Annotated in this window: 23 protein-coding genes; 9 read left to right on the top strand and 14 right to left on the bottom strand. The window is 70.1% G+C overall.

All coding sequences use genetic code 11. The features are described from left to right. The first annotated feature begins 23 nt into the window (after window positions 1–23). Window positions 24–398 carry an MmcQ/YjbR family DNA-binding protein gene (locus ACFQW8_RS05990; protein WP_380086055.1) on the top strand — a complete coding sequence of 125 codons (375 nt, stop codon included), beginning with the start codon at window positions 24–26 and terminating at the stop codon, window positions 396–398. Between the two features lie 68 nt (window positions 399–466). On the opposite strand, the gene ACFQW8_RS05985 is transcribed toward ACFQW8_RS05990, so the two are convergent. From ACFQW8_RS05985 to ACFQW8_RS05950, 8 genes are all read right to left on the bottom strand, one after another. Next, window positions 467–817, bottom strand: coding sequence for a fluoride efflux transporter FluC (locus ACFQW8_RS05985; RefSeq protein ID WP_380086054.1), 351 nt, complete (start codon window positions 815–817; stop codon window positions 467–469). Continuing rightward, window positions 814–1,206: a fluoride efflux transporter FluC gene (locus ACFQW8_RS05980; RefSeq protein WP_380086053.1), complete on the bottom strand. Its 393-nt coding sequence runs from the start codon at window positions 1,204–1,206 to the stop codon at window positions 814–816. Before ACFQW8_RS05980 ends, ACFQW8_RS05985 begins: the two co-directional genes overlap by 4 nt. Window positions 1,207–1,209: 3 nt before the next feature. Further along, on the bottom strand, window positions 1,210–2,439 hold the full coding sequence (locus ACFQW8_RS05975; protein ID WP_380086051.1) for a pyridoxal phosphate-dependent aminotransferase: 1,230 nt from the start codon (window positions 2,437–2,439) through the stop codon (window positions 1,210–1,212). A 92-nt stretch (window positions 2,440–2,531) separates the two neighbouring features. After that, a complete protein-coding gene (locus ACFQW8_RS05970; protein ID WP_380086050.1) occupies window positions 2,532–3,326 on the bottom strand; it encodes a PIG-L deacetylase family protein in 795 nt (264 codons plus the stop codon). Window positions 3,327–3,429: 103 nt separating this feature from the next. Then, a complete protein-coding gene (locus ACFQW8_RS05965) occupies window positions 3,430–4,932 on the bottom strand; it encodes a glycoside hydrolase family 3 protein (protein WP_380086049.1) in 1,503 nt (500 codons plus the stop codon). A gap of 13 nt (window positions 4,933–4,945) precedes the next feature. Then, the gene (locus tag ACFQW8_RS05960; protein ID WP_380086048.1) at window positions 4,946–5,401 is read right to left on the bottom strand and encodes a hypothetical protein; all 456 of its coding nucleotides are present in this window, start codon (window positions 5,399–5,401) and stop codon (window positions 4,946–4,948) included. 150 nt (window positions 5,402–5,551) lie between these two features. Continuing rightward, on the bottom strand, window positions 5,552–6,163 hold the full coding sequence (locus ACFQW8_RS05955; RefSeq protein WP_380086047.1) for a hypothetical protein: 612 nt from the start codon (window positions 6,161–6,163) through the stop codon (window positions 5,552–5,554). Window positions 6,164–6,172: 9 nt separating this feature from the next. After that, the gene (locus ACFQW8_RS05950; protein WP_380086046.1) at window positions 6,173–7,087 is read right to left on the bottom strand and encodes a universal stress protein; all 915 of its coding nucleotides are present in this window, start codon (window positions 7,085–7,087) and stop codon (window positions 6,173–6,175) included. Between the two features lie 72 nt (window positions 7,088–7,159). Between ACFQW8_RS05950 and ACFQW8_RS05945 the strand changes: the two genes are divergently transcribed. Further along, window positions 7,160–8,839: an AMP-binding protein gene (locus ACFQW8_RS05945; RefSeq protein ID WP_380086045.1), complete on the top strand. Its 1,680-nt coding sequence runs from the start codon at window positions 7,160–7,162 to the stop codon at window positions 8,837–8,839. 132 nt (window positions 8,840–8,971) lie between these two features. Further along, window positions 8,972–10,870, top strand: coding sequence for a sunset domain-containing protein (locus ACFQW8_RS05940; RefSeq protein WP_380086044.1), 1,899 nt, complete (start codon window positions 8,972–8,974; stop codon window positions 10,868–10,870). Window positions 10,871–10,978: 108 nt separating this feature from the next. On the opposite strand, the gene ACFQW8_RS05935 is transcribed toward ACFQW8_RS05940, so the two are convergent. Then, entirely contained in the window at window positions 10,979–11,404 is a 426-nt protein-coding gene (locus ACFQW8_RS05935; protein WP_380086043.1) for a hypothetical protein, read from the bottom strand. A gap of 152 nt (window positions 11,405–11,556) precedes the next feature. Here ACFQW8_RS05935 and ACFQW8_RS05930 point away from each other — a divergent pair, with 152 nt between their 5' ends. Together ACFQW8_RS05930 and pntB are read left to right on the top strand one after the other, a co-directional pair. Beyond that, window positions 11,557–13,113, top strand: coding sequence for a Re/Si-specific NAD(P)(+) transhydrogenase subunit alpha (locus tag ACFQW8_RS05930; protein ID WP_380086042.1), 1,557 nt, complete (start codon window positions 11,557–11,559; stop codon window positions 13,111–13,113). An 8-nt stretch (window positions 13,114–13,121) separates the two neighbouring features. After that, entirely contained in the window at window positions 13,122–14,501 is a 1,380-nt protein-coding gene (gene pntB / locus ACFQW8_RS05925) for a Re/Si-specific NAD(P)(+) transhydrogenase subunit beta (RefSeq protein WP_380086041.1), read from the top strand. On the opposite strand, the gene ACFQW8_RS05920 is transcribed toward pntB, so the two are convergent. Beyond that, on the bottom strand, window positions 14,498–15,961 hold the full coding sequence (locus tag ACFQW8_RS05920; protein WP_380086040.1) for a dihydrolipoyl dehydrogenase family protein: 1,464 nt from the start codon (window positions 15,959–15,961) through the stop codon (window positions 14,498–14,500). The two genes, pntB and ACFQW8_RS05920, sit on opposite strands and share 4 nt — an antisense overlap. Beyond that, a complete protein-coding gene (locus tag ACFQW8_RS05915) occupies window positions 15,958–16,542 on the bottom strand; it encodes a hypothetical protein (RefSeq protein ID WP_380086039.1) in 585 nt (194 codons plus the stop codon). Before ACFQW8_RS05915 ends, ACFQW8_RS05920 begins: the two co-directional genes overlap by 4 nt. Before the next feature lie 137 nt (window positions 16,543–16,679). Between ACFQW8_RS05915 and ACFQW8_RS05910 the strand changes: the two genes are divergently transcribed. After that, a complete protein-coding gene (locus ACFQW8_RS05910) occupies window positions 16,680–17,240 on the top strand; it encodes a TetR/AcrR family transcriptional regulator (protein WP_380086038.1) in 561 nt (186 codons plus the stop codon). Between the two features lie 81 nt (window positions 17,241–17,321). Continuing rightward, window positions 17,322–17,726, top strand: a complete 405-nt coding sequence (locus ACFQW8_RS05905) for an antitoxin (RefSeq protein ID WP_380086037.1) — start codon at window positions 17,322–17,324, stop codon at window positions 17,724–17,726. A 55-nt stretch (window positions 17,727–17,781) separates the two neighbouring features. Here ACFQW8_RS05905 and ACFQW8_RS05900 read toward each other — a convergent pair whose 3' ends face one another. From ACFQW8_RS05900 to upp, 3 genes are all read right to left on the bottom strand, one after another. Further along, window positions 17,782–18,648 carry a PH domain-containing protein gene (locus tag ACFQW8_RS05900; RefSeq protein ID WP_380086036.1) on the bottom strand — a complete coding sequence of 289 codons (867 nt, stop codon included), beginning with the start codon at window positions 18,646–18,648 and terminating at the stop codon, window positions 17,782–17,784. A 2-nt stretch (window positions 18,649–18,650) separates the two neighbouring features. After that, window positions 18,651–18,827 (bottom strand): hypothetical protein, encoded by a 177-nt coding sequence (locus tag ACFQW8_RS05895; RefSeq protein WP_353953846.1) that lies wholly within the window; start codon window positions 18,825–18,827, stop codon window positions 18,651–18,653. A 164-nt stretch (window positions 18,828–18,991) separates the two neighbouring features. Continuing rightward, entirely contained in the window at window positions 18,992–19,630 is a 639-nt protein-coding gene (gene upp, locus ACFQW8_RS05890; RefSeq protein WP_380086035.1) for a uracil phosphoribosyltransferase, read from the bottom strand. Window positions 19,631–19,739: 109 nt separating this feature from the next. On the opposite strand from upp, the gene tadA reads away from it, so the two are divergent. Both tadA and ACFQW8_RS05880 read left to right on the top strand, forming a co-directional pair. After that, window positions 19,740–20,171, top strand: a complete 432-nt coding sequence (gene tadA / locus ACFQW8_RS05885) for a tRNA adenosine(34) deaminase TadA (protein WP_380088600.1) — start codon at window positions 19,740–19,742, stop codon at window positions 20,169–20,171. Further along, window positions 20,168–20,797: a DedA family protein gene (locus tag ACFQW8_RS05880; protein ID WP_380086034.1), complete on the top strand. Its 630-nt coding sequence runs from the start codon at window positions 20,168–20,170 to the stop codon at window positions 20,795–20,797. The genes tadA and ACFQW8_RS05880 overlap by 4 nt, the downstream gene beginning before the upstream one ends.

Genomic DNA, 20,797 nt, shown 5'->3' with positions numbered 1-20,797 from the left:
GCGCGCCCGTAGGCTCACGGAGCATGGCGTCAGTTGAGCGACCGCTGGTCCCGGGCGAGTGGATCGAACGGATCTCGCAGATGCTCGGCGCGTTCCCGGAGGTGCACGAGCACGACGCCTGGATCGGGATGGCGTGGAAGGTGCGCTCCGCCACCATCGCCCACATCTTCGGCGGGGAGGACCAGCTCTTCCGAATCACCTTCCGGGCCGAGCCCGACGAGGTCGCCGCCTTCGAACACATGGGCGCGCCCTACTTCAAGGCGAGCTGGGGCGGCAACGTCGTCGGGCTGCTCGTCGACGACGACACCGACTGGGAGGAGCTGTCCGAGCTGCTCACCGACTCCTACTGCATCCAGGCGCCGCCCACCCTCGCCGAGCAGGTTCCGCGCCCGACCTGAGCTCGTCGAGATCGGGAGACACGCGGGTGCCCGGTGCAGGAGCCGCGCGCGTTGCCCGATCTCGAAGATCAGGCGGCGAGGGCCCAGCCGAGCCAGGCTGCGCCGAGTCCGAGGACGAGGTGCAGCACCAGGGTCGCCGCGGCGTGCCGGGCCCGGCCTTCGATGACCGAGTCCCACACCTCGAGGGCCAGCGTGGACATCGTGGTGAGGGCACCGCAGAAGCCCGTCCCCAGCAGGGCCAGCCAGCGGCCGTCGACGGCGCCGGCGACGAGCAGGCCGAGGACGAGGGAGCCCACCACGTTGACGAGGAGGGTGCCCGCGTGGCTCGTCGCGCCACGTTCGCGCAAGGCTTGCGTCACGGCATACCGAAGCGGTGCACCGACGGCCGCCCCCACGGCGACGAGCAACCACGCGGTCATCGTGGCCGCCAGAGCGCCTGTGCCACAACGGTTCCGAGACCGACGGCTCCGACGCAGGCCATCAGCGTGACGACGACGTATGCCACAGCGAGACCACCGCTCCCGGCCTCGACCAGGCCGACGGTGTCGACCGCGAACGCCGAGTAGGTGCTGAAGCCCCCGAGGAAGCCCGACATGAGCAGGGGCCGCACCCAGTCGGCCGCGTGCCGCCAGTAGGCCCACCCGGCCAGGACCCCGATGAGCAGCGACGCGGACACGTTGACCGCAGACGTCGCCCACGGCCAACCGCCGGCCGGGTGCGGCACCGCGGTGCCCACGGCATACCGGCCGATCGCGCCGAGGGCACCACCCGCGGCGACCAGCGCGAGGTCACGCGACCGAGGCGTCACGGGTCAGCGGCGGATGGTCTCGAGGTACTCCGCGATGCGACCGATGGCCTCGGTGAGCACCTCGGTGTCCGGCAGGGTGACCAGGCGGAAGTGGTCGGGCTCGAACCAGTTGAAGCCGGTGCCGTGCGTGACGAGGATCTTCTTGGCACGGAGCAGGTCGATGACGAACTGCTGGTCGTCCTCGATCGGATACATCTCGCGGTCGAGCCGCGGGAAGCAGTAAAGGGCGCCGTGGGGCTCGACGCAGGAGACGCCCGGGATCTCGTTGAGCAACCGGTTCGCGAGCTTGATCTGCTCGAAGAAGCGACCGCCGGGGACGGTGAGCTCGTTGATCGACTGGTAGCCGCCGAGCGCCGTCTGGATCGCGTGCTGCGCAGGCACGTTCGCGCACATGCGCATGTTGGCGAGCAGCGTCAGCCCTTCGAGGAAGTCCTCGGCGAGGTGCTTCGGCCCGGACACCATGACCCAGCCGGCGCGGTAGCCGCACACGCGGTAGGCCTTGGACAGGCCGCTGAAGGTGAGGCACAGGACGTCGTCCTCGGCAAAGGTCGCGACGTGGTGGTGGACGGGGGTGACCGGCCCGTCGGCGTAGATGATCTTCTCGTAGATCTCGTCGGCCATGAGGACGAGCTGGTGGCGACGGGCGATGTCGACGAGCCCCCGGACGATCTCCTCGCTGTAGACCGCGCCCGTCGGGTTGTTGGGGTTGATGACGACGAGCGCGTGCGTGTTGGGCGTGATCTTGGACTCGATGTCGTCGAGGTCGGGGTTCCAGCCGTTGCTCTCGTCGCAGCGGTAGTGCACGGGTGTCCCACCGGACAGCGACACCGCGCCGGTCCAGAGCGGATAGTCCGGGGCCGGGATGAGGATCTCGTTGCCGTCGTCGACGAACGCCTGGAGCACCATGGAGATGAGCTCGGAGACGCCGTTGCCGATGTAGACGTCGTCGACGACCGTGTCGGTGAGACCGTGCGACTGGTAGTACTGCGCGACGGCGGTGCGGGCGCTGTAGATGCCACGCGAGTCCGAGTAGCCCTGCGCCTCGGGCAGGTTGTGGATGATGTCCGCGACGATCGCCTCGGGCGCCTCGAAGCCGAACGGCGCCGTGTTGCCGATGTTGAGCTTGAGGATCTTGTGGCCCTCGGCCTCGAGCCGTTGGGCCTCGACGAGGATCGGTCCCCTCACGTCGTATCGGACGTGCTGCAGCTTCTTGCTCTGGACGATCGGGCGCATGGACGCATGCTGTCAGACGGGGTATGCCGCCCGCGCACCTGTTTCGTCCGACGTGCGTCAGTCAGTGGGCCGGTCGTCGAAGGGGCCCGGCCTCAGGGAGCCTCGGCCAGACCGTCCAGCACGTCGGTCAGTCGACGAGCTGGGCGGGCGCGCGGCGGCCACGCGATGGTGTGCCACTCGCGGGTGAGGACCCTGCGCCATCGGTCGACGTCGATCGGGTAGTCGAAGATGACGTGGTGCTGGCTGCGGTGCTCGAGCAGCCCGGCCACCGTCCGGTGGGCGACCGAGCTGGTGTCGACGGCGATGTCGACGGTCTCGTCCGGCACGCCTCGCATGTGATACATCGCCGTGGGGTCGAAGACGGACAGCCCCAGGGCGGCTCGTTGCGCGTTCCAACGCTCGAAGACGGTGTGCGGGATGACGCCGTGGATGAGGCGACGAAACCCCGGGCCACCGTCCGCCACCCCCCGGGCGAAGGCGGCGTCGGTCGCCGCGCCCACGGCGATGTGGTCGGGGTGCCCGAAGATCCCGTCCGGTCCGAAGGTGCAGACCACCGACGGCCGCTCCTCCTCGAGGACGGTCCAGATCTCGTCGACGAGGACCGCGAAGGGCACGTCCGCAACCGCGCCGTCGGGATGGCCGAGCCACTCGTGGCGATCAGGAGGGCGACCCACGGCCCGCCACCCCGCCTCGTCCTCGGCGCGCCGGATGGCTCCGAGGGTGTCCGGTGTCGCGTCGAAGCCGGGACGGATGTCGCCGCCCTCACCCTCGGTCGCATGGATGAGGACGAACCGGAAGTCGGGCTCGTCCGCATGCAGGGCCACCGTCCCAGCGATGCCGTAGGCGTCGTCGTCGGGATGGGCGAACACGCCCGCGAAGGTGACCATGGCCCTAGTGTTCCGCTCGCCGCCCCTGGTCTGCGGGGCTTTGCGCAAGCCCGGTATGCAGCCGTTCGTGGTCTGCGTGAGGGCCTGCACGCAGTCCGAAGGGTCAGGAGAGGAGCTCGACGACGCGCTCGGCCGTGACCCTCGCCGCTCCGTGGGTGACGACGTGGGTCGTGCCCTCCGGTGCGGTCCATCCCGGCCAGCCGGTGTCGATGACGACTGCGTCGGGCCGAGCCGTCAGCAGGCTCGCCAGGGCGGGCGCCATCCAGGCATGGCGGTGCGGGTCGCGGGCGGACACCCAGAGCGGCCCCTCGCCCGGGTCGGGCAGCGCGTCGAGGAGCTCGTGCTCGTTGCTCACCCGCGTGGTGCTCGACCCGGGCCAGCGTCGCGCCACGGCCGCCGCGAGGCCGGTCAGGGTCTCCTCGCCGACAGCGATGTTGCTCGGTGCGGTGAGCTCGACGACCTCGGGCGCCACCTCCGTCTCAACCGCACGCCGCGGTCCGTGCACGACGACCGCGCGTCGTGCGGCCTCCAGGCCGGCGACGTTGTGGGGCTCATCGGGCGCCGCGTTCGTCGCTGTCCGGCGCAACCGCGCCCGCTCGTCGGCTGCACGCCGGACCTGCTGCGCTGCGTCGGCCAGCCGCGCCTCGTCGAGCCGCCCGTTGTGAACCGCGTCGACCAGCGCGTCCGCGACCTCGAGCACGGTGTCCTCACCGGCGAGCCCACCTCCGATGCAGAGCAGGTCGACTCCTGCGGCCACAGCTCGAACGCAGCCCTCGGCCAGGCTCATGGAGCCGGTGATGCCGCCCATCTCCATCCCGTCGGAGAGGACCAGCCCCCCGAAGCCGAGCTCGCTCCGCAGCAGGTCCACCAGCAGCCGGCGAGACAACGTGGCCGGGCCGTCGTCGAACCCGCGCACGACGATGTGGGCGCTCATGATGGACGCCGATCCGGCCTCGATGGCTGCCCGGAAGGGTTGCAGGGCAACCTCTTCCAGCCCTTCGAGGGTGACGACCGGAAGGTCGAGGTGGCTGTCGGTCGCCGTGTCGCCGTGGCCGGGGAAGTGCTTGGCGCAGGCGAGCACGCCAGCTGACTGCAGGCCGCGGACCCACGCACCCGTGTGCCGGGCGACGAGCGCCGGGTCGGCACCGAAGCTGCGCACCCCGATCACCGGGTTGTCCGGGTTGTTGTTGACGTCGGCCACCGGGGCGTAGTCGAGGTCGATGCCGACGCTGTCGAGCATCGTGCCGATCTCTCGTGCCACCGCCTGCGTGAGTGCGACGTCGTCGACGACCCCCAGCGCGAGGTTGCCGGGCCACGACGAACCGGTCGCGTGCTCGAGGCGGGTGACGTCACCGGCCTCCTCGTCGATGGCGATGAGGGCCTGCGGGTGGGCAGCGTGCACCACCGCGCTGAGGTCGGCCACCTGGGACAGGGTGTCGATGTTGCGGGCAAAGAGGGCCACGCCTCCGAGCCCGCCGTCGAGCTCGCGCAGCAACCAGTCGGGGGGCGCGAGTCCCACGAAGCCCGGCTGGAGCACGGCGAGAGCGAGGGCGCGGAGGTCAGGAGAGCGGTGGGAGGAGCGGGCTGGGTGCGCGGTGCCGTTCATTGCGACGAAATTATCAGGCGGTCGCGTTCTCCGACCGACGACGCGACCGACCGTGCACCTGAGTCGAGTGGTCGGCGCTGTAGACGTCCTTGCGCCACCACATCGCCAGCAGCATCGTGACGAACATGATCGTGTGCGCCGCCATCATGAGGGCGTCAGCACTGAGAGCACCCGTCCAGTGAGGGATGAGCAGCACGAAGAACGGTGCACTCATGGCCACCGACATCTCGACGATGTCGCGTCCCCCGTGTCCGCGGACCCTCATCCAGAGCGCCATCCCGACCGTCATGTTGATGGCCATCCGGACGGCGGCGAGGTCACCACGCTCCATGAGGTCGGGCCGGTCGGCGAGCGCGAAGAGGCCGATCCAGACGGGCCAGAAGAGGCCCATGCCGACGAGCATGGCGACGACCATCTCGAGGTAGTGCCACCAGAACCTGGCACGCGGGGTGCGTCCGAGCTGTCTCATGGTCTCTCCACCGTCCGCCGAAGACGATACCCCGGGCGGGTATCTGTTTTCGAAGGTAGCAGCGATGGGCGGATACCGCCAGGGGGTATGCCGTGCGTGTCCGGTGCCATGGGGTGCGGGTGCGAGACGCCGTGCCGGGGTGGGGTTGGATCAGGTGCGGGTGAGCACCGTCGTGACGACAGTGGTGACCGAGGGCGTCCTCGGGGTCGACGAGAAGCCGAACCGGCACGGCGGGTCGATGGGTGCGAGCGTGCCGAGATCCAGCCCGTCGAAGCTGCCCCGGGCGGCCGTGACCCGACGCAGGTCCGTCGCGCCGTAGAACTCGCGGCGACCCTCGAGGGCGGTGCCCACCGTGCGCACCCCCGGGAGCGCCACCCGCGCGACGGGATCGACGACCCGAGCCCACGTGGGGCTCGCGCCGAGCGGGCGCGGAACGGCGCGCAGGAGCCAGCCCAACGGCATACGGGATCCAGTCGTCAGGTCGAGCGAGAGCGAGTCCGAGCGCACCGACCACCTCGGGCCGGCGACGGTGCGGGACAACGGCTCCACCCTGACCTCGTCGAAGGAGTACGTCGCCGTGACATAGCTGGCGACGTCGTTGCTCGGCGCCAGGAGCACGCGGTGACCCGACGCGGTCTCGACCATGGCGTCGGTGAACGCTCCCAGAGGGGTGTCGTGCCAGTCGCCGATGACGACCCGCACCCCGGAGGTCGAGCCGATGCCGGCGATGTGTCCTCGGAAGCGGTCCCGACGGTCAGACACCGGACTGCGTCAGCTCGCCTGGGGTGCACGCACGAGCATGACCGGGCAGCTCGCGGTCTCGAGCACCTGCTGGCTCACCGACCCGAGGTGCATGCCGGCGAAGCCGCCGCGACCACGCGTGCCCATGACGAGCAGCCCGCCGTCGGCGGAGCGTTCGGCAAGGACCTTGCCGGGCGAGCCGCGCAGGACCTCGGCCGTGGCGTCGACGTCGGGGTGGCTGGCGCGCAGCGGCTCCACGACCCTGTCGAGAATGGCGCGGTACTTCGCCTCGATGCTGTTCCAGGCGTCCGTGCCCGGGGTCGTGACGACCATGCCGTCGACGACCTCGACGTTCCAGGTCGTGAGGGCGACGAGTGGGGCCTTGCGGAGGTCGGCGATCCAGAACGCGCGCTCGGCGGCCGCCGCGCTGTGGCTCGAGCCGTCGATGGCGACGATCACCGGGCCGTCGGCGTCCGCCCGCGATCCCTGCGGGACGATGACGACGGGGCACTTCGCGTGCATCGCGGCGGCCAGTGACGGACGACCCAGGCCGAGGCGCCGGAGGGCGCTCACGCGGGCGGCACCGGCCACGATGAGCCGGGCGTTCGCGGAGGCGTCGATGAGTGCCTGCTCCGGTCGGACGAACGGCTGGCTCCCCGAGATGGAGACGTCGGGCCAGCGCTCGCGAGCGCTCTCGAGCGCGTCGGCCAGGAGCCCGGTGTTGCCGAGGTCGCCGTCGGGCCCGAGGGAGATGGTGTTGCCCGCCACCGGGTCGATGGCCGCCATCTCCGCACTGAGGTCGTGGGCATGGAGGATGTGCAACGGGCTGCCCGAACGCTGGGCCGAGTTCCCCGCCCAGGTGAGGCACTCCTGGTCGCGGTCGCTCGTCCCGATCCCCACGACCACCGCGCCGTCGGGGATGGCCTCACCTTCGCGTTCGTCCATGTCAGCGACCATACCCATGAGGGATGCCTGCGGGGTACGTTCAGAGCTCCATCCAGACCCCAGGGGCCAGACATGGCGATGCACAGTGGTTCGCACCCGATGACGAGCACGGTCCACCCGACCCTGTCCCACGCCGCCGGCCCCAGCGAGCCGCCCCTGCTCGAGCAGACCATCGGCGCGAGCCTCGACGCGACGATCGCGGCTCACGGCGACCGTGAGGCTCTGGTCGACCGAGCCCAGGGACTGCGCTGGACGTATGCCGTGTTCGGCGCGGAGGTCGACCGCCTCGCCAAGGCGTTGGTCGCCACCGGCCTGGTCAAGGGCGACCGCGTCGGGATCTGGGCTCCCAACTGCGCGGAGTGGACCGTCGTGCAGTTCGCGACCGCCAAGGTGGGGCTGATCCTCGTCAACATCAACCCGGCATACCGGTCGCACGAGCTGCGCTATGTCCTCGGTCAGGCCGGAATCCGCGGACTGTTCTCCGCGCAGACGTTCAAGGCCTCGGACTACGTGTCGATGATCGAGGAGGTGCGCGGCGACTGTCCCGACCTCGAGCACGTGTGGGTCATCGGTCAGGAGAGCTGGAGCGAGCTCGTGGCCCACGCCGGCGAGGTGAGTGACGAGCGGCTCCAGCTCGTCGGCTCCGAGCTCTCGCCGAGTGACGCCATCAACATCCAGTACACGTCTGGCACAACGGGATTCCCCAAGGGGGCGACTCTCAGCCATCGCAACATCCTCAACAACGGCTACCTCGTCGGCGAGACCTGTCGCTACACCGAAGAGGACCGGATCTGCATCCCCGTGCCCTTCTACCACTGCTTCGGCATGGTCATGGGCAACCTCGCGGCGACCACCCACGGCGCCTGCATGGTCATCCCGGCGCCCGGCTTCGACCCCCGCCTCACCCTCGAGGCGACGGCCGAGGAGAGGTGCACCAGCCTCTACGGCGTGCCGACGATGTTCATCGCCGAGTGGGCCCTGCCGACTTTCGCCGACCACGACCTGAGCAGTGTGCGGACCGGCATCATGGCCGGGTCCCCCTGCCCGGCGGAGCTGATGAAGAAGCTGATCGCGGCCGGGATCGACGAGATGACAATCGCCTACGGCATGACCGAGACCTCTCCTGTGTCGACGCAGACGCACACCGACGACGACTTCGACAAGAAGGTCGGCACCGTCGGGCAGGTGACACCGCACCTCGAGGTCAAGGTCGTCGACCCGGTCACCCTCGAGGCCCTGCCGCACGGCGAGCCCGGAGAGCTCTGGACCGCGGGCTACTCGGTGATGCTCGGCTACTGGGGCCAGGACGACAGGACCGCCGAGGCGATCGTCGACGGCTGGATGCGCACGGGTGACCTCGCCGTCATGGACGACGCCGGCTTCCTGCAGATCACGGGACGGATCAAGGACATGGTGATCCGCGGTGGCGAGAACATCTATCCCCGGGAGATCGAGGAGTTCCTCCACACCCACCCCGACATCCTCGACGCCCAGGTCATCGGAGTGCCGGACGAGAAGTACGGCGAGGAGCTCGCCGTCTGGATCCGCATGCGTGAGGGCGCCGAGCCCCTCACGGCAGAGGGGGTGCGTGAGTTCGCCACGGGGAGGCTCGCCCACTACAAGATCCCTCGCCACGTCCGCATCGTCGACGAGTTCCCGATGACCGTGACGGGCAAGGTGCGCAAGGTGGAGATGCGAGAGATCACCGTCACCGAGCTCGGGCTCGGTGGGTCTGGATCGGGCAGCGCCTGACGGGGCCGGGGCCACCCTTACCGGCGGCCCGAACCAGCACAGCGACGGCGCCCAATCGGTGCAGGTCGAGCGGTAGTTTGGGGCCAGACGGGTGCTGTCGCACCCGATGTCGACGTCAGGAGCTCACCTCCCATGAAGTACCTCATCGGCGCCTTGGTCATCCTCGGGCTGCTCTTCCTCAGCTGGTTGTTCGTCTCCAGGGGCAAGAAGCGGCAGCTCGACGAGCAACGCGCCGAGGCGGCGCACATCCGGGCCGCCGCAGAGGAGCGCGACGCGACCATCCGCGGCCAGGAGGCCTTCTCCCAGCAGGCCGGCGAACGCGCCTCGCTCGCCCGTCAGGAGGCCGAGGAGCGAGCCCGCCAGGCCGAGGAGAGCGCTCGCGAGGCCCAGCGGATCGAGGAGGAGGCTCGGCGCCACCAGGAGGACCTGGAGCGTGCTCGGCTGTCGCGGGACGCGGAGCTGCGCCGGGCCGACGAGCTCGACCCCGACGTCGAGGTCGCCGACGACGACCCGCGGCCCCTGCCCGAGGACCTCGACGACGACGTCCGCCCCCTCGACGCGACCCGCGACCGCGCGCCGGAGAGTGAAGGGCGGCGCGACGGAGGTTCGTGGGGCACCGGTGCTGCTGCGGCCGGAGCGGGAGCGGCCGCCATCGGGAGCGCGTATGCCGCCACCCGCGGCAACGTGACCGACGACGAGGCCGCTCGGCTCGCCTCCGGTGTCGACTACAGCGACCACCGGGAGAGCAGCTCGGTGCAAGCGGCCGACTCCGACTACCAGCCGGCGCACGCTGCCGACAGTGCACCGAGTCGCGAGTGGGGGACTCCCGACACCGATTCGTCCACGGAGAACACGGAGAGGACCTGGAGCACGGAGAACGCCGAGACCTCGGACTCCGTGGCGATGGGCGGCACGACACCTGACGCAGGGCCCACGGTCGGATCCGACCGTGTCGATCTCGAGGAGAGGCAAGGGCACGACATGACTGAGCACGAAGACTCCACCACGTCGGACGAACGACGGGCATCCGGCGCAACGGCAGCGTCGGTCGCACCGGACACGACGACAGAGCAGCAGGGCACGACGACGGAGCAGCGGGACACGACCGCGACGGAGCAGCGGGACACGACCGCGACGGAGCAGCGGGACACGACCGCGACGGAGCAGCAGGACACGACGACGGAGCGGCAGGACACGACCTCGACGGGCGAGGGTGACATGGCGATCATCGCCAACGTCGAGGACTACGCCTCCACCGAGCCGCTGCCGATGGACGGTCAGCCGCCCTCGGGCACTGCGGACACATCGTCGGACTCCACCTCGGTGCAGCAGTCGGACGACCACACGGGCGATGTGACCTCCGATGAGGGTTCGCGTGACGACTGGACGCACGAGAGCGTGACGGACGACAGCGGGTCGGGCGCGGAGGCGTCGACGTCGAGCGAGCACGGCTCCGTGGAGGAGTCGCGCAGCGACGAGCCGACCACCGAGCAGACGTGGGAGGACGACTCGACGTCGTCAGGCACCGACTCGCGCCTCGGCTCGGAGGCCGACGCCACCACCGACTCGAACGCCGACGCCGGCTCGGGCGCCGCTGGCTCGGGCGACGCGACCCACTGGCCTGACGGAACCGACCGGGTCAACACGCTCGACAGTGACTCCGCCGGTGACCAGGGCCAGGGCACGGACTCGGCGGGCGCAGGCGACAACGGCTACGACAGCGTCACCGGCGACCAGCCGAACTACTCGTCCGGAGGCGGGGCCGCCGAGTCCGACGCGGCTGGTGGAGGAGGCGGGGAGAGCCGTCGCATCTCAAGCGTCGAAGAGATCCGCGACGGCGGTTTTGGTGTCGGGTCGGCAGCGCCGTTCGAGGATCGCGCGCAGCCGGCCGACCACCCGGTGAAGGCCTACAACGACACGCGCACCTTCCGCCTGCCGGACTCTGCCGGCTACGACTCGGACGAGCCGGACGTCTGGTTCTACGACGAGGAGGCGGCCCGCCGGGCCGGTTTCAACCCCTCCGAGGGCTGATCCAGAGGCTGCCGGGCCAGCAAGGGCCCGGAAAAGGGAGCGTTCAGCCGGGAACAGCTCCGGGCCGAACGCTCCCTTTGCGTGATCAGGCGGACAAGGGCAGGGCGCTCACCAGTGGCCGCCGCGCTCGCGGTCGACGTCCTCGTCCACCCGCGGGCGCGGCTCCGTGGTGTCCACCTCGACCTGGTGCTCGAACGCCGGGTCCGGTGCCACGGCTGACTCGTCGTCCCAGGAGCTGGACCCCCCGGCATACGCATCCGTGGTGGTCCCCTCCGGAACGCCCTCGCCGTCGCGCCACCCGGCGCCGCCCAGGCGGCTGCGGGGGACCGTCTGGTCGACGGCGTCGCCCCCGTCCCGGCCGAAGGTGAGCCCGCCGCCGTCGTTCTGCTCGGCCAGTGTGACCTCGGGGGTCCCGTAGTCGTGGGCTGACACCGCGGTCGTGGGGTCGCCGAGGTGACGCAGGACCCACACCAGTGCGGCCACGACGACTACGAGCGCGAGCCCCCCGACGATCCACAGCATCGCGTCATCCATGGCACGACCGTAGCCAAGGCAGCACCCCACGTGGTGCCTTGGCGCCCGCGGAACGGGACCACGCCGTCGGGGGAGTCACATGAACAGCGATGGGTGGGGTCGCCCTAGTAGGTTCGCGGGCGTATGTCTGTCCCCGGACGAGGAGGTTCTCTGTGCGCATCGGTGTGCCACTGGAGTCGTTGGCTGGCGAGACCCGCGTAGCCGCGACTCCCAAGACTGTCGAGCAGCTCGTCGGACTCGGGTATGCCGTGTTCGTCCAGTCCGGCGCGGGTCACCGCGCGACGTTCCAGGACGACGCCTATGTCAGGGCGGGCGCCGACGTCGTGGGCGAAGAGGTGTGGAACACCGACATCCTCCTCAAGATCAACGCGCCTTCGCCGCAGGAGCTCGGGCGGCTGCGCAGCGGCCAGACGTTGGTGAGCCTGCTGTCGCCAGCCCTCAGGCCGGAGCTCGTGGCGGCTCTCGCCGAGCGCGGCGTGACGGCGCTCGCGATGGATGCAGTGCCACGCATCTCCCGCGCGCAGTCGCTCGACGTCCTGTCCTCCATGGCCAACATCGGTGGCTATCGTGCGGTCATCGAGGCGGCGCACGAGTTCGGCTCCTTCTTCACGGGCCAGGTCACGGCGGCCGGCAAGGTGCCGCCGGCCAAGGTGCTGGTCATCGGCGCGGGTGTCGCTGGTCTGTCGGCGATCGGCACGGCGGGGTCGCTGGGTGCCGTGGTGCGCGCCTTCGACGCGCGCAGCGAGGTCGCCGAGCAGGTCGAGTCGATGGGGGCGCAGTTCCTCCGCATCGAGCTTCCGGACGGCCCCGACTCGGCGCCCAGCAGTGACGGCTACGCCAGGGAGACGGGCGAGGACTTCAACCGCAGGGCTGCCGAGCTGTATGCCGCGCAGGCTGCGGACGTCGACATCGTCATCACCACCGCGCTCATCCCGGGACGCCCGGCGCCGCGCCTGCTCGACGAGGCGATGGTTGCCTCGATGAAGCCCGGCTCGGTCATCGTCGACATGGCAGCAGCCAATGGCGGCAACGTCGCTGGTTCCGTCGTCGACCAGAAGGTCGTCACCGAGAACGGAGTGACGATCCTGGGCTACACGGACCTGCCCGGGCGCCTGCCCACGCAGGCCTCACAGCTCTTCGGCACCAACCTCGTCAACCTCCTCAAGCTCGTCACACCTGAGAAGGACGGCAACTTCACCCTCGACCTCGAGGACCAGGTGCAGCGCGGCATGACCGTCGTCAACGACGGCGAGGTGCTCTGGCCGCCGCCCCCGGTGCAGGTCTCGGCTGCTCCTGCTGGAGGCGGGAAGGACGCGGCGGGATCGGCGGGGTCCGCGGCCCAGAAGGAGCCAAGGAGGGCCCGCGACCCGCGGATGAAGTACCTCTGGATGGCGATCGGTGCGCTGGTCTTCGCCCTCGTGGCGTCGGCCTCACCGGCGGTCTTCCTCGGGCACTTCACCGTCTTCGCTCTCGCGGTGATCGTCGGCTTCTACGTCATCTCCAACGTGTCGCACGCCCTGCACACGCCCCTCATGGCCGAGACCAACGCGATCAGCGGCATCATCGTCGTGGGCGGGTTGCTCCAGATCGACTCCGACGACCTCGTCGTCAAGACCCTCGCGTTCCTCGCGATCCTCGTCGCCAGCGTCAACATCTTCGGAGGCTTCGCTGTGACCGGCCGCATGCTCGAGATGTTCCGGAAGGACTGAGGCGAGAAATGACATCGAACGTGGTCTCTGCGGCATACATCGTCTCTGCCGTTCTCTTCGTCCTTTCCCTCGCAGGGCTCTCGAAGCACGAGAGCGCCAAGGAGGGCAACGCCTTCGGCGTGACCGGCATGGTCATCGCGCTCGGCGCGACCGTCTGGCTCACCCTGTCGAGGTCCGAGCATGCCCTCGTGACACTGCTGCTCATCGCGCTGGCCATGGGCATCGGTGCCGCCATCGGGCTGTGGCGGGCGCGCAAGGTCGAGATGACCCAGATGCCTGAGCTCGTAGCGATGCTGCACAGCTTCGTCGGGCTCGCCGCGGTCCTCGTCGGCATCAACAGCCACCTCACCGTCGGGGACGCGTCCGACACCATCCACTCGGTCGAGGTCTTCCTCGGCGTCTTCATCGGTGCCGTGACGCTCACCGGATCGGTGGTGGCGTTCCTCAAGCTGTCGGGACGGATCCCGTCGTCGCCGCTCATGCTGCCGGCCCGCCACTGGCTCAACCTGGCGGCGCTCGTCGTGTCGGTCCTGCTGCTCGGCTGGTTCATCCAGACGCACTCGATCGTTCCGCTGCTGCTCATGACGGTCATCGCGCTGGTGTTCGGCTGGCACCTGGTGGCGTCCATCGGTGGCGGCGACATGCCGGTCGTCGTGTCGATGCTCAACTCCTACTCGGGGTGGGCGGCAGCCGCGGCCGGCTTCATGCTCGGCAACGACCTGCTCATCGTCACGGGTGCTCTCGTCGGTGCCTCGGGTGCGATCCTCAGCTACATCATGTGCAAGGCGATGAACCGGTCGTTCGTGTCGGTCATCGCCGGTGGCTTCGGGCAGGAGGTCGTCGTCGGTGAGGACAGGGACTACGGCGAGCACCGGGAGATCACGGCCGAGGGCGTGGCCGAGCTGCTGCGGGACGCGTCGTCGGTGGTCATCACACCGGGCTACGGCATGGCTGTCGCGCAGGCGCAGTATCCGGTCGCCGAGCTGACCAAGCAGCTGCGCGACAGGGGGGTCGAGGTGCGCTTCGGCATCCACCCGGTCGCGGGGCGGCTGCCTGGTCACATGAACGTGCTGCTCGCCGAGGCCAAGGTGCCCTACGACATCGTCCTCGAGATGGACGAGGTCAACGACGACTTCTCGTCCACCGACGTGGTGCTGGTGATCGGCGCCAACGACACGGTCAACCCGTCCGCGGCGGAGGACCCGACCTCGCCGATCGCCGGGATGCCGGTGCTCGAGGTGTGGAACGCGCATGACGTCATCGTCTTCAAGCGGTCGATGGCAACGGGGTACGCCGGCGTGCAGAACCCGCTCTTCTTCCGTGAGAACTCGCAGATGCTCTTCGGGGACGCGAAGGACCGCGTCACCGACATCCTCACCGCGCTCTAGCGCTCGGACCGGTCGCGCCCGTCTGCCTCAAGGAGGCGGAGCCAGATCTCGTTCATCGTCGGATAGGCGGGCACGGCGTGCCACAGGCGGTCCAGCGGGACCTCGGCAGTGACGGCGATGGTCGCGGCGTGGAGCAGCTCGGCCACATCGGGGCCCACGGCGGTGAAGCCGACGAGGACGTTGCGCCTGTCGTCCACGACCATCCGGGCGTGGCCCGTGTAGCCGTCCGCGTGCAGCGCCGCACCGGCGACCGCTCCGAGGTCGTGGTCGACGATGCGCACGGGGATGCCTGCGGCCGAGGCCTCCTCGGCTGACAGCCCGACCGCCGCCACCTCGGGATCGGTGAAGATCACCTGGGTGACGGCGCGTTCGTCCGCGGTGGCCGAGTGCCGACCCCAGGCACTGAGGTCGGGCGCCAACCCGTGTGCCCGGGCGGCGATCGCATCCCCCAGGGCACGGGCCTGGTACTTGCCGTGGTGGGTGAGGAGGACGCGATGGTTCACGTCGCCCGCGGCATACAGCCAGCCCTCGCCGACCGGTTGCCCGCTGGCGTCGACGACCGAGAGCCCTTCGTCGACGGTCAGCCAGTCGCCGGGGGCCAGCCCGACGCTCTCGAGGCCGACGTCCCGGGTGTTGGGAGTGCGACCCGTGGCGACGAGGACCTCGTCGGCCTCCACGATCTCGCCGTCGGACGTCGTGACGTGCACGGTCCCGTCGTCGTCGCGCCGGGCCGCGGTGGCATCGACCTCCAGCAGGAGCGTGGCGCCCGCAGAACGCAGTGCGTCGGCGACGTGCTCACCAGCAAGGGCCTCGACGCCGGGCAGGAGTCGTGTCTGGGAGATGAGGGTCACGCTCGAGCCGAGCGCGGTGAAGGCCGTGGCCATCTCGGAGCCGACGACGCCTCCTCCGATGATCGCCAGTCGACGTGGAACCTCGTGGGCGGATGCCGCCTGCCTGCTCGTCCAGGGATGGGCCTCCGCCAGGCCCGGGATGGGCGGCACCTGGGCGCTGCTGCCGGTGGCGACGACGACGGCGTGGCGGGCGTGGAGCTCTGTCGTCGTGCCGTCGCCAGCGGTGGCCGTGACGGTCCGGGTGCCGGTGATCCGTCCCTGTCCGCGGACGAGGGTGATGCCGGCCTCGGCCAACCAGCTGACCTGGCCGTCATCGTTCCAGCTCGACGTGAACCGGTCGCGTCGGGCGAACACCGCCTGCGGATCGAGGTCTCCCCTGATCATCTGTGCGGCGGCCGGCAGGGCACGAGCGGCACGCAGCGCAGCCGCGTCGCGCAGCAGCGCCTTGGTGGGCATGCACGCCCAGTAGGAGCACTCGCCACCCACGAGCTCGCGCTCGACGACGACGACGGAGAGGCCGCCCTGCACCGCCCGGTTGGCGACGTTCTCACCCACGGGGCCGGCTCCGATGACCACGACGTCGACGGTCTTGCGGGTCGCGGCGCTCATGCGTCGACCGTAATGGTGCGCCGGGTCAGGCGGATGGCGGAGACGAGGAAGAACACCGCGCCGAGGGTGGCGTAGCCGGCGAGGCTGCTCAGCGATGCACCGGAGCCACTGGCCTGGAGGATGAAGGCGGAGCCCGCGACGGCGGAGAGTCCACCACTGAGGATCATCGGCCACTGACCTCCAAGCTGACGACGTCGAAGGGCGACCACCAGCTGGACGAGCCCTGCGGCGATCGCCCAGATGCCCCAGACGCGCAGGACGGCTGGAATCCCGGAGGTGGCTGCGACGGCCACGGCGACGGCGGCCACCAGGCTGAAGGCGAGGTTGGCGAACAAGGGCGTCCGCGCGGCTGGAGTCCTCGAGGAGCGGGCGTCGATCACCGCGGCAACGGCGTCGAACAGCGGGTAGATGACGAGCACGGCACCAGTCGCCACCGTGAGAGGGGAGGCGGTGAGCGTGAGCAGGCCGGCCCAGACGAGGGCGAACAAGGTGCGCACGAAGTAGAGGTGTGCCAGCTCGGTGGATCGTCCGGCGGGGTCGGTCGCCGTGGGCGGCCGGTTGGCCTGGAGGGACGTGGGCATGGGAGGTCTTCCTTCGGTGGGTAGAACGATCGGTCTCTCTGAGGGTTGCAGGGAGCACACCACTTGTCAAGACCGATCGTTCTGTCTGCTAATCTGAGGCATGTTACGCCATCCCAAGTCACGCAAGGAGATCCCCGATGTCCGCAGCGCGAGATCGCCTGCTGACCACCGCCACCGAGCTCTTCTATGCGCACGGGCTCCACTCCGTCGGGATCGACCGGATCGTCGCCACGGCCGGCGTCACCCGGGCCACCCTGTATCGCCACTTCCCGAGCAAGGACGACTTGATCGTGGCCTACCTGTCCCAGGCCGACGACGCCCTGCGAGCCAGGGCGGCCGCAGTGCGCGCCGAGGGGGCCAGCCCCGACGAGGCCATCCGGACGATTGCCCGAGCCATCGCTGACGACATCGAGCGCAAGGGCTTCCGGGGCTGCGCCTTCCTCAATGCCGCTGCCGAGTTCCCCGACGCGAGCCACCCCGTGCACCGGGCCGTGCTGGCTCATCGGACGTGGTTCCTGGACACGATGACGGCGCTCTTCGCTGAGACCGGGAAGGGTGATGAGGAGGCCGCGGCTCGGCACTTCGTCATGCTCCGGGACGGGGCCATGAGCGCCGGATGCCTCGCCGACCCGGAGGCCGTCAGCGAGACGCTGCTCCTCGGGGTCAAGGGCCTCCTCACCTATCGCAGCCGGCGCTGACGGGAGCGGCGTTGCTGTGGGGGACGACAGCAGTCAGACTCGAACCCATCTGATCCCGACTCGATCATGAGGAGCACGACGATGTCGATGCGCGACAAGCTCATCCAGAAGGCCAAGGACCTGGGACTTCCCGCCAAGACCGAGGACGTCATCCGCGGCGCCGACAAGGCGGTCCACGAGGCGAAGGCCAAGGCCGCGACCTACGCCGACGAGAACCGCGACAAGCTCGGCGGCTACGTCGACAAGGCTGGCCAGGCCGTGGACGAGCGAACGCAGGGCAAGTACTCCGACAAGGTCGCCAAGGCCAAGGAGGCTGCGACCAGAGGTGTGGACAAGGTCGTGGAGCAGCGCCCGCCGGCTCCGGTCGAGCCCCAGGTGGACCCGGGCCAGCCGCCCACCTCTGCGACGCCCACCGACCGTCCGGTCCCAGGCACCCCGCCCGTCGATCCCGACCAGCCACCGACGAACCAGCCGCCCTCCGCCTGAGGTGGGTGGGCCGCCTCGACGGCCCATCGCTGGACCGAGCTCGTCCTCGAGACGCTCAGCGTGGTCCCGTGCGTCCGGACGGCCCGGGGCGACGCCGGCTGCGTGGCCGGACCACGGGGATCTCGCCCGTGTCCTCGAGGCGGGAGGCGTGCAGCAGGTCAGAGCTGCGGTAGAGCGTCTCGTGCGAGTCGGCCGAGTCGCTCCACTCGTGGATGGGACTGCGTATGCCGTCCGCCCTCGACTGCCGCTCGTCCCGCCCGAGGTAGTCGCGCCAGCCGTGCGGGTCCTCCCAGCCGTCCTGCCATCCGTCGTCGTAGGGGGCGTCCGGACCGGCGGCGGGGCCATCGCCCCTGCCGCTCGGACCGCCCTCCGGGTCCTCGTCGTCATCCCATCCGTCGTCGGGGTCACGGGCGGCGTCGGTCGAGCCGAAGAGGACCGTGCAGATGGCGCGGTAGTGCCGCTCGGCGTCGGGGACGTACTCGATGTGTCCGAGCGCCTGGTCCTGGCCGGCGGACTCGAGGAGGAAGGTGCCGTAGCCGATGATCCGACCCATGATCGAGCGGTCGAAGGTCATGTCGGTGACCTTGGTCAGCGGCATCATCGCGACCTTGCGCCGGATGAAGCCGTAGAAGAGCAGGAAGCGCTTGTCGGTCGCGACGAACCAGTCGTGGCGCCAGTTGAGGTAGCGCCACAGGAGGTGCAGCGCTCCGGCCAACGCGGCATACCAGAAGACGTTGGCGAGCATCGCGCCACCGCAGGTGCGCGGTGCCTCGGCCTCGACGAACGTCGCGAGGAAGAGCAGCCCGACGAAGATCGCGATGGGGCGAAGCTGTGAGAACCAGTGCTGCCGGACGACCGTGACGACGCGCTCACCAGGGACGAGGTAGCGCTCCAGCTCGCGGTCGAGGCGCCCGGCCGCCAAGGTCAGCTCCGGGCGATCAAGGAGTCGAAGAACCGACCGATGTTGCGCACGCCGTTGCTGATGACGTCCCAGGCGCTGCCGACGATGTCAGCGGCGTCGGAGGGCGAGGTGAAGATGGCGTAGAGCAGGAAGATGACGATGAGCCACGTGACGATCTTCTTGACCGGGGGCATGGACACGTCGGCTCTCTCTCGGGATCTGGCCTGCGCGGGCGCGCACAGACGTCACACTGCTGCACTCATGATGGGGGATGTGACTGGTGTGACTCGTGAGGTTGGCGCCGGCGTGTCGCCGCACCGCGTCGCACTGCGCCTCACCCCGGCCCAGGTCTCCGCAGAGCCGGTCAGACGACGCCGTAGAGCCGGTCGCCCGCGTCGCCCAGCCCGGGCACGATGTAGCCGACCTCGTTGAGCCTCTCGTCGATCGAGCCGGTGACGAGCTGGACGGGCACACCGGCATCGGCGAGCGCGGTCTCCATGGCCGCGATGCCCTCGGGCGCCGCGAGCAGCGTGACGGCGGTGATGTCGTCGGCGCCGCGCTCGAGGAGGAACCTGATGGCGTCGATCATCGAGCCGCCGGTGGCGAGCATCGGGTCCAGCACATAGACCTGGCGCCCGGAGAGGTCGTCCGGCAGCCGGTTCGCGTAGGTGATCGCCTCGAGCGTCTCCTCGTTGCGCTGCATGCCCAGGAACCCGACCTCGGCGCTCGGCAGGAGCCGCACCATGCCCTCGAGCATGCCGAGCCCCGCGCGCAGGATGGGCACGATGAGCGGCTTGGGGTTGGAGAGCTTGATGCCCGTCGTCGGGGCCACCGGGGTCTCGATCTCGAACGGCTCGACCCGCACGTCGCGCGTCGCCTCGTAGGCCAGCAGCGTCATGAGCTCCTCGGCCAGCCGGCGGAAGGTCGGCGAGTCCGTCCGCTTGTCCCGCAGGTAGGTCAGCTTGTGGGCAATGAGCGGATGGTCCGCAACGTGAACGCGCATGAGTGAAACTTAGCGTGTGAGCCCCACCTCCGGACCCGCGTCCGGCCTCCCCCCGGGTCCCGCCTCCGGCCTGGCTTCCGCGCCGCTGCGCGAGGAGTATGCCGTGCCCATGCGTCGGGCCCTCGACCTCGCCTCGCGGGCCGCGTCGGCGGGCGACGTGCCGGTCGGGGCCGTCGTCCTCGACCCGGCCGGCGCGATCATCGGCGAGGGCTGGAACCTGCGCGAGGTCGAGGGCGACCCCACGGCCCATGCCGAGGTCGTGGCACTCAGGGCGGCGGCACGGCATACCGGGTCGTGGCGGTTGACGCAGTGCACGCTCGTCGTGACGCTCGAACCCTGCCCCATGTGCGCGGGCGCAGCGATGCTCGCCCGCATCTCCCGCCTCGTCCTGGGTGCCTGGGATCCCAAGCTCGGCGCGACCGGCTCGGTCTGGGACGTCGTGCGCGACCGCCGGGCGACGCACCGCATCGAGGTGGTCGGAGGAGTCCTCGAGGGCGAGGCGTCCCGCCTCCTGCTCGACTTCTTCGAGGAGCGCCGGTGACGGACGTCCTCGCGACCCTGCTCGACCAGCCGCAGTGGGTCATCCTCACGATCGCGGGCCTCATCGTCTTCGGGGAGTGCGCCCTGCTCGTCGGCATGGTGCTGCCGGGCGAGACGGTTGCGGTCCTCGCCGGCGCGGCGGCGGCCCTCGGCCGCACCTCTCTGGTCGCCGTGCTCGTCGTCGTGGTCGCCGCGGCGCTCCTCGGTGACAACGTCGGGTATGCCGTCGGGCGCCGGTTCGGTCCGCGGCTCCACCGCCATGTCACGCACCCCGGTCGAAGGAAGGTCCTCGTCGCGGCCGAGGCGCGCCTCAGGGTCCGAGGCGGCCCGGCCGTGCTCATCGGTCGGTGGACCCCGTTCGTCCGTTCCGTCATGCCGTCGCTCGCCGGCATCTCCGGTATGCCGTACCCCAAGTTCCTCGCGTGGGACCTGCTGGCCGCTGGGTCGTGGTCGGTCGTGAGCGTGCTCGCGGGGTTCGCCGCGGGCAAGTCCTACGAGCAGGTGGTCACATGGTTCGGCACGGCGGGCGCGGTCCTGCTCGGCATCGTGATGGCAGGGCTGCTCGTGGGGTGGCTCTGGCGTCGGAGGATGTCGCCGAGCTCCCCATCCGCATCGATGGATGCCTGA

The organism is Knoellia altitudinis, assembly GCF_042666355.1.
GTDB lineage: Bacteria > Actinomycetota > Actinomycetes > Actinomycetales > Dermatophilaceae > Knoellia > Knoellia altitudinis.
Note: the sequence above shows the minus strand (reverse complement) of the source record. Positions and strands in the feature narration are given on the sequence as shown.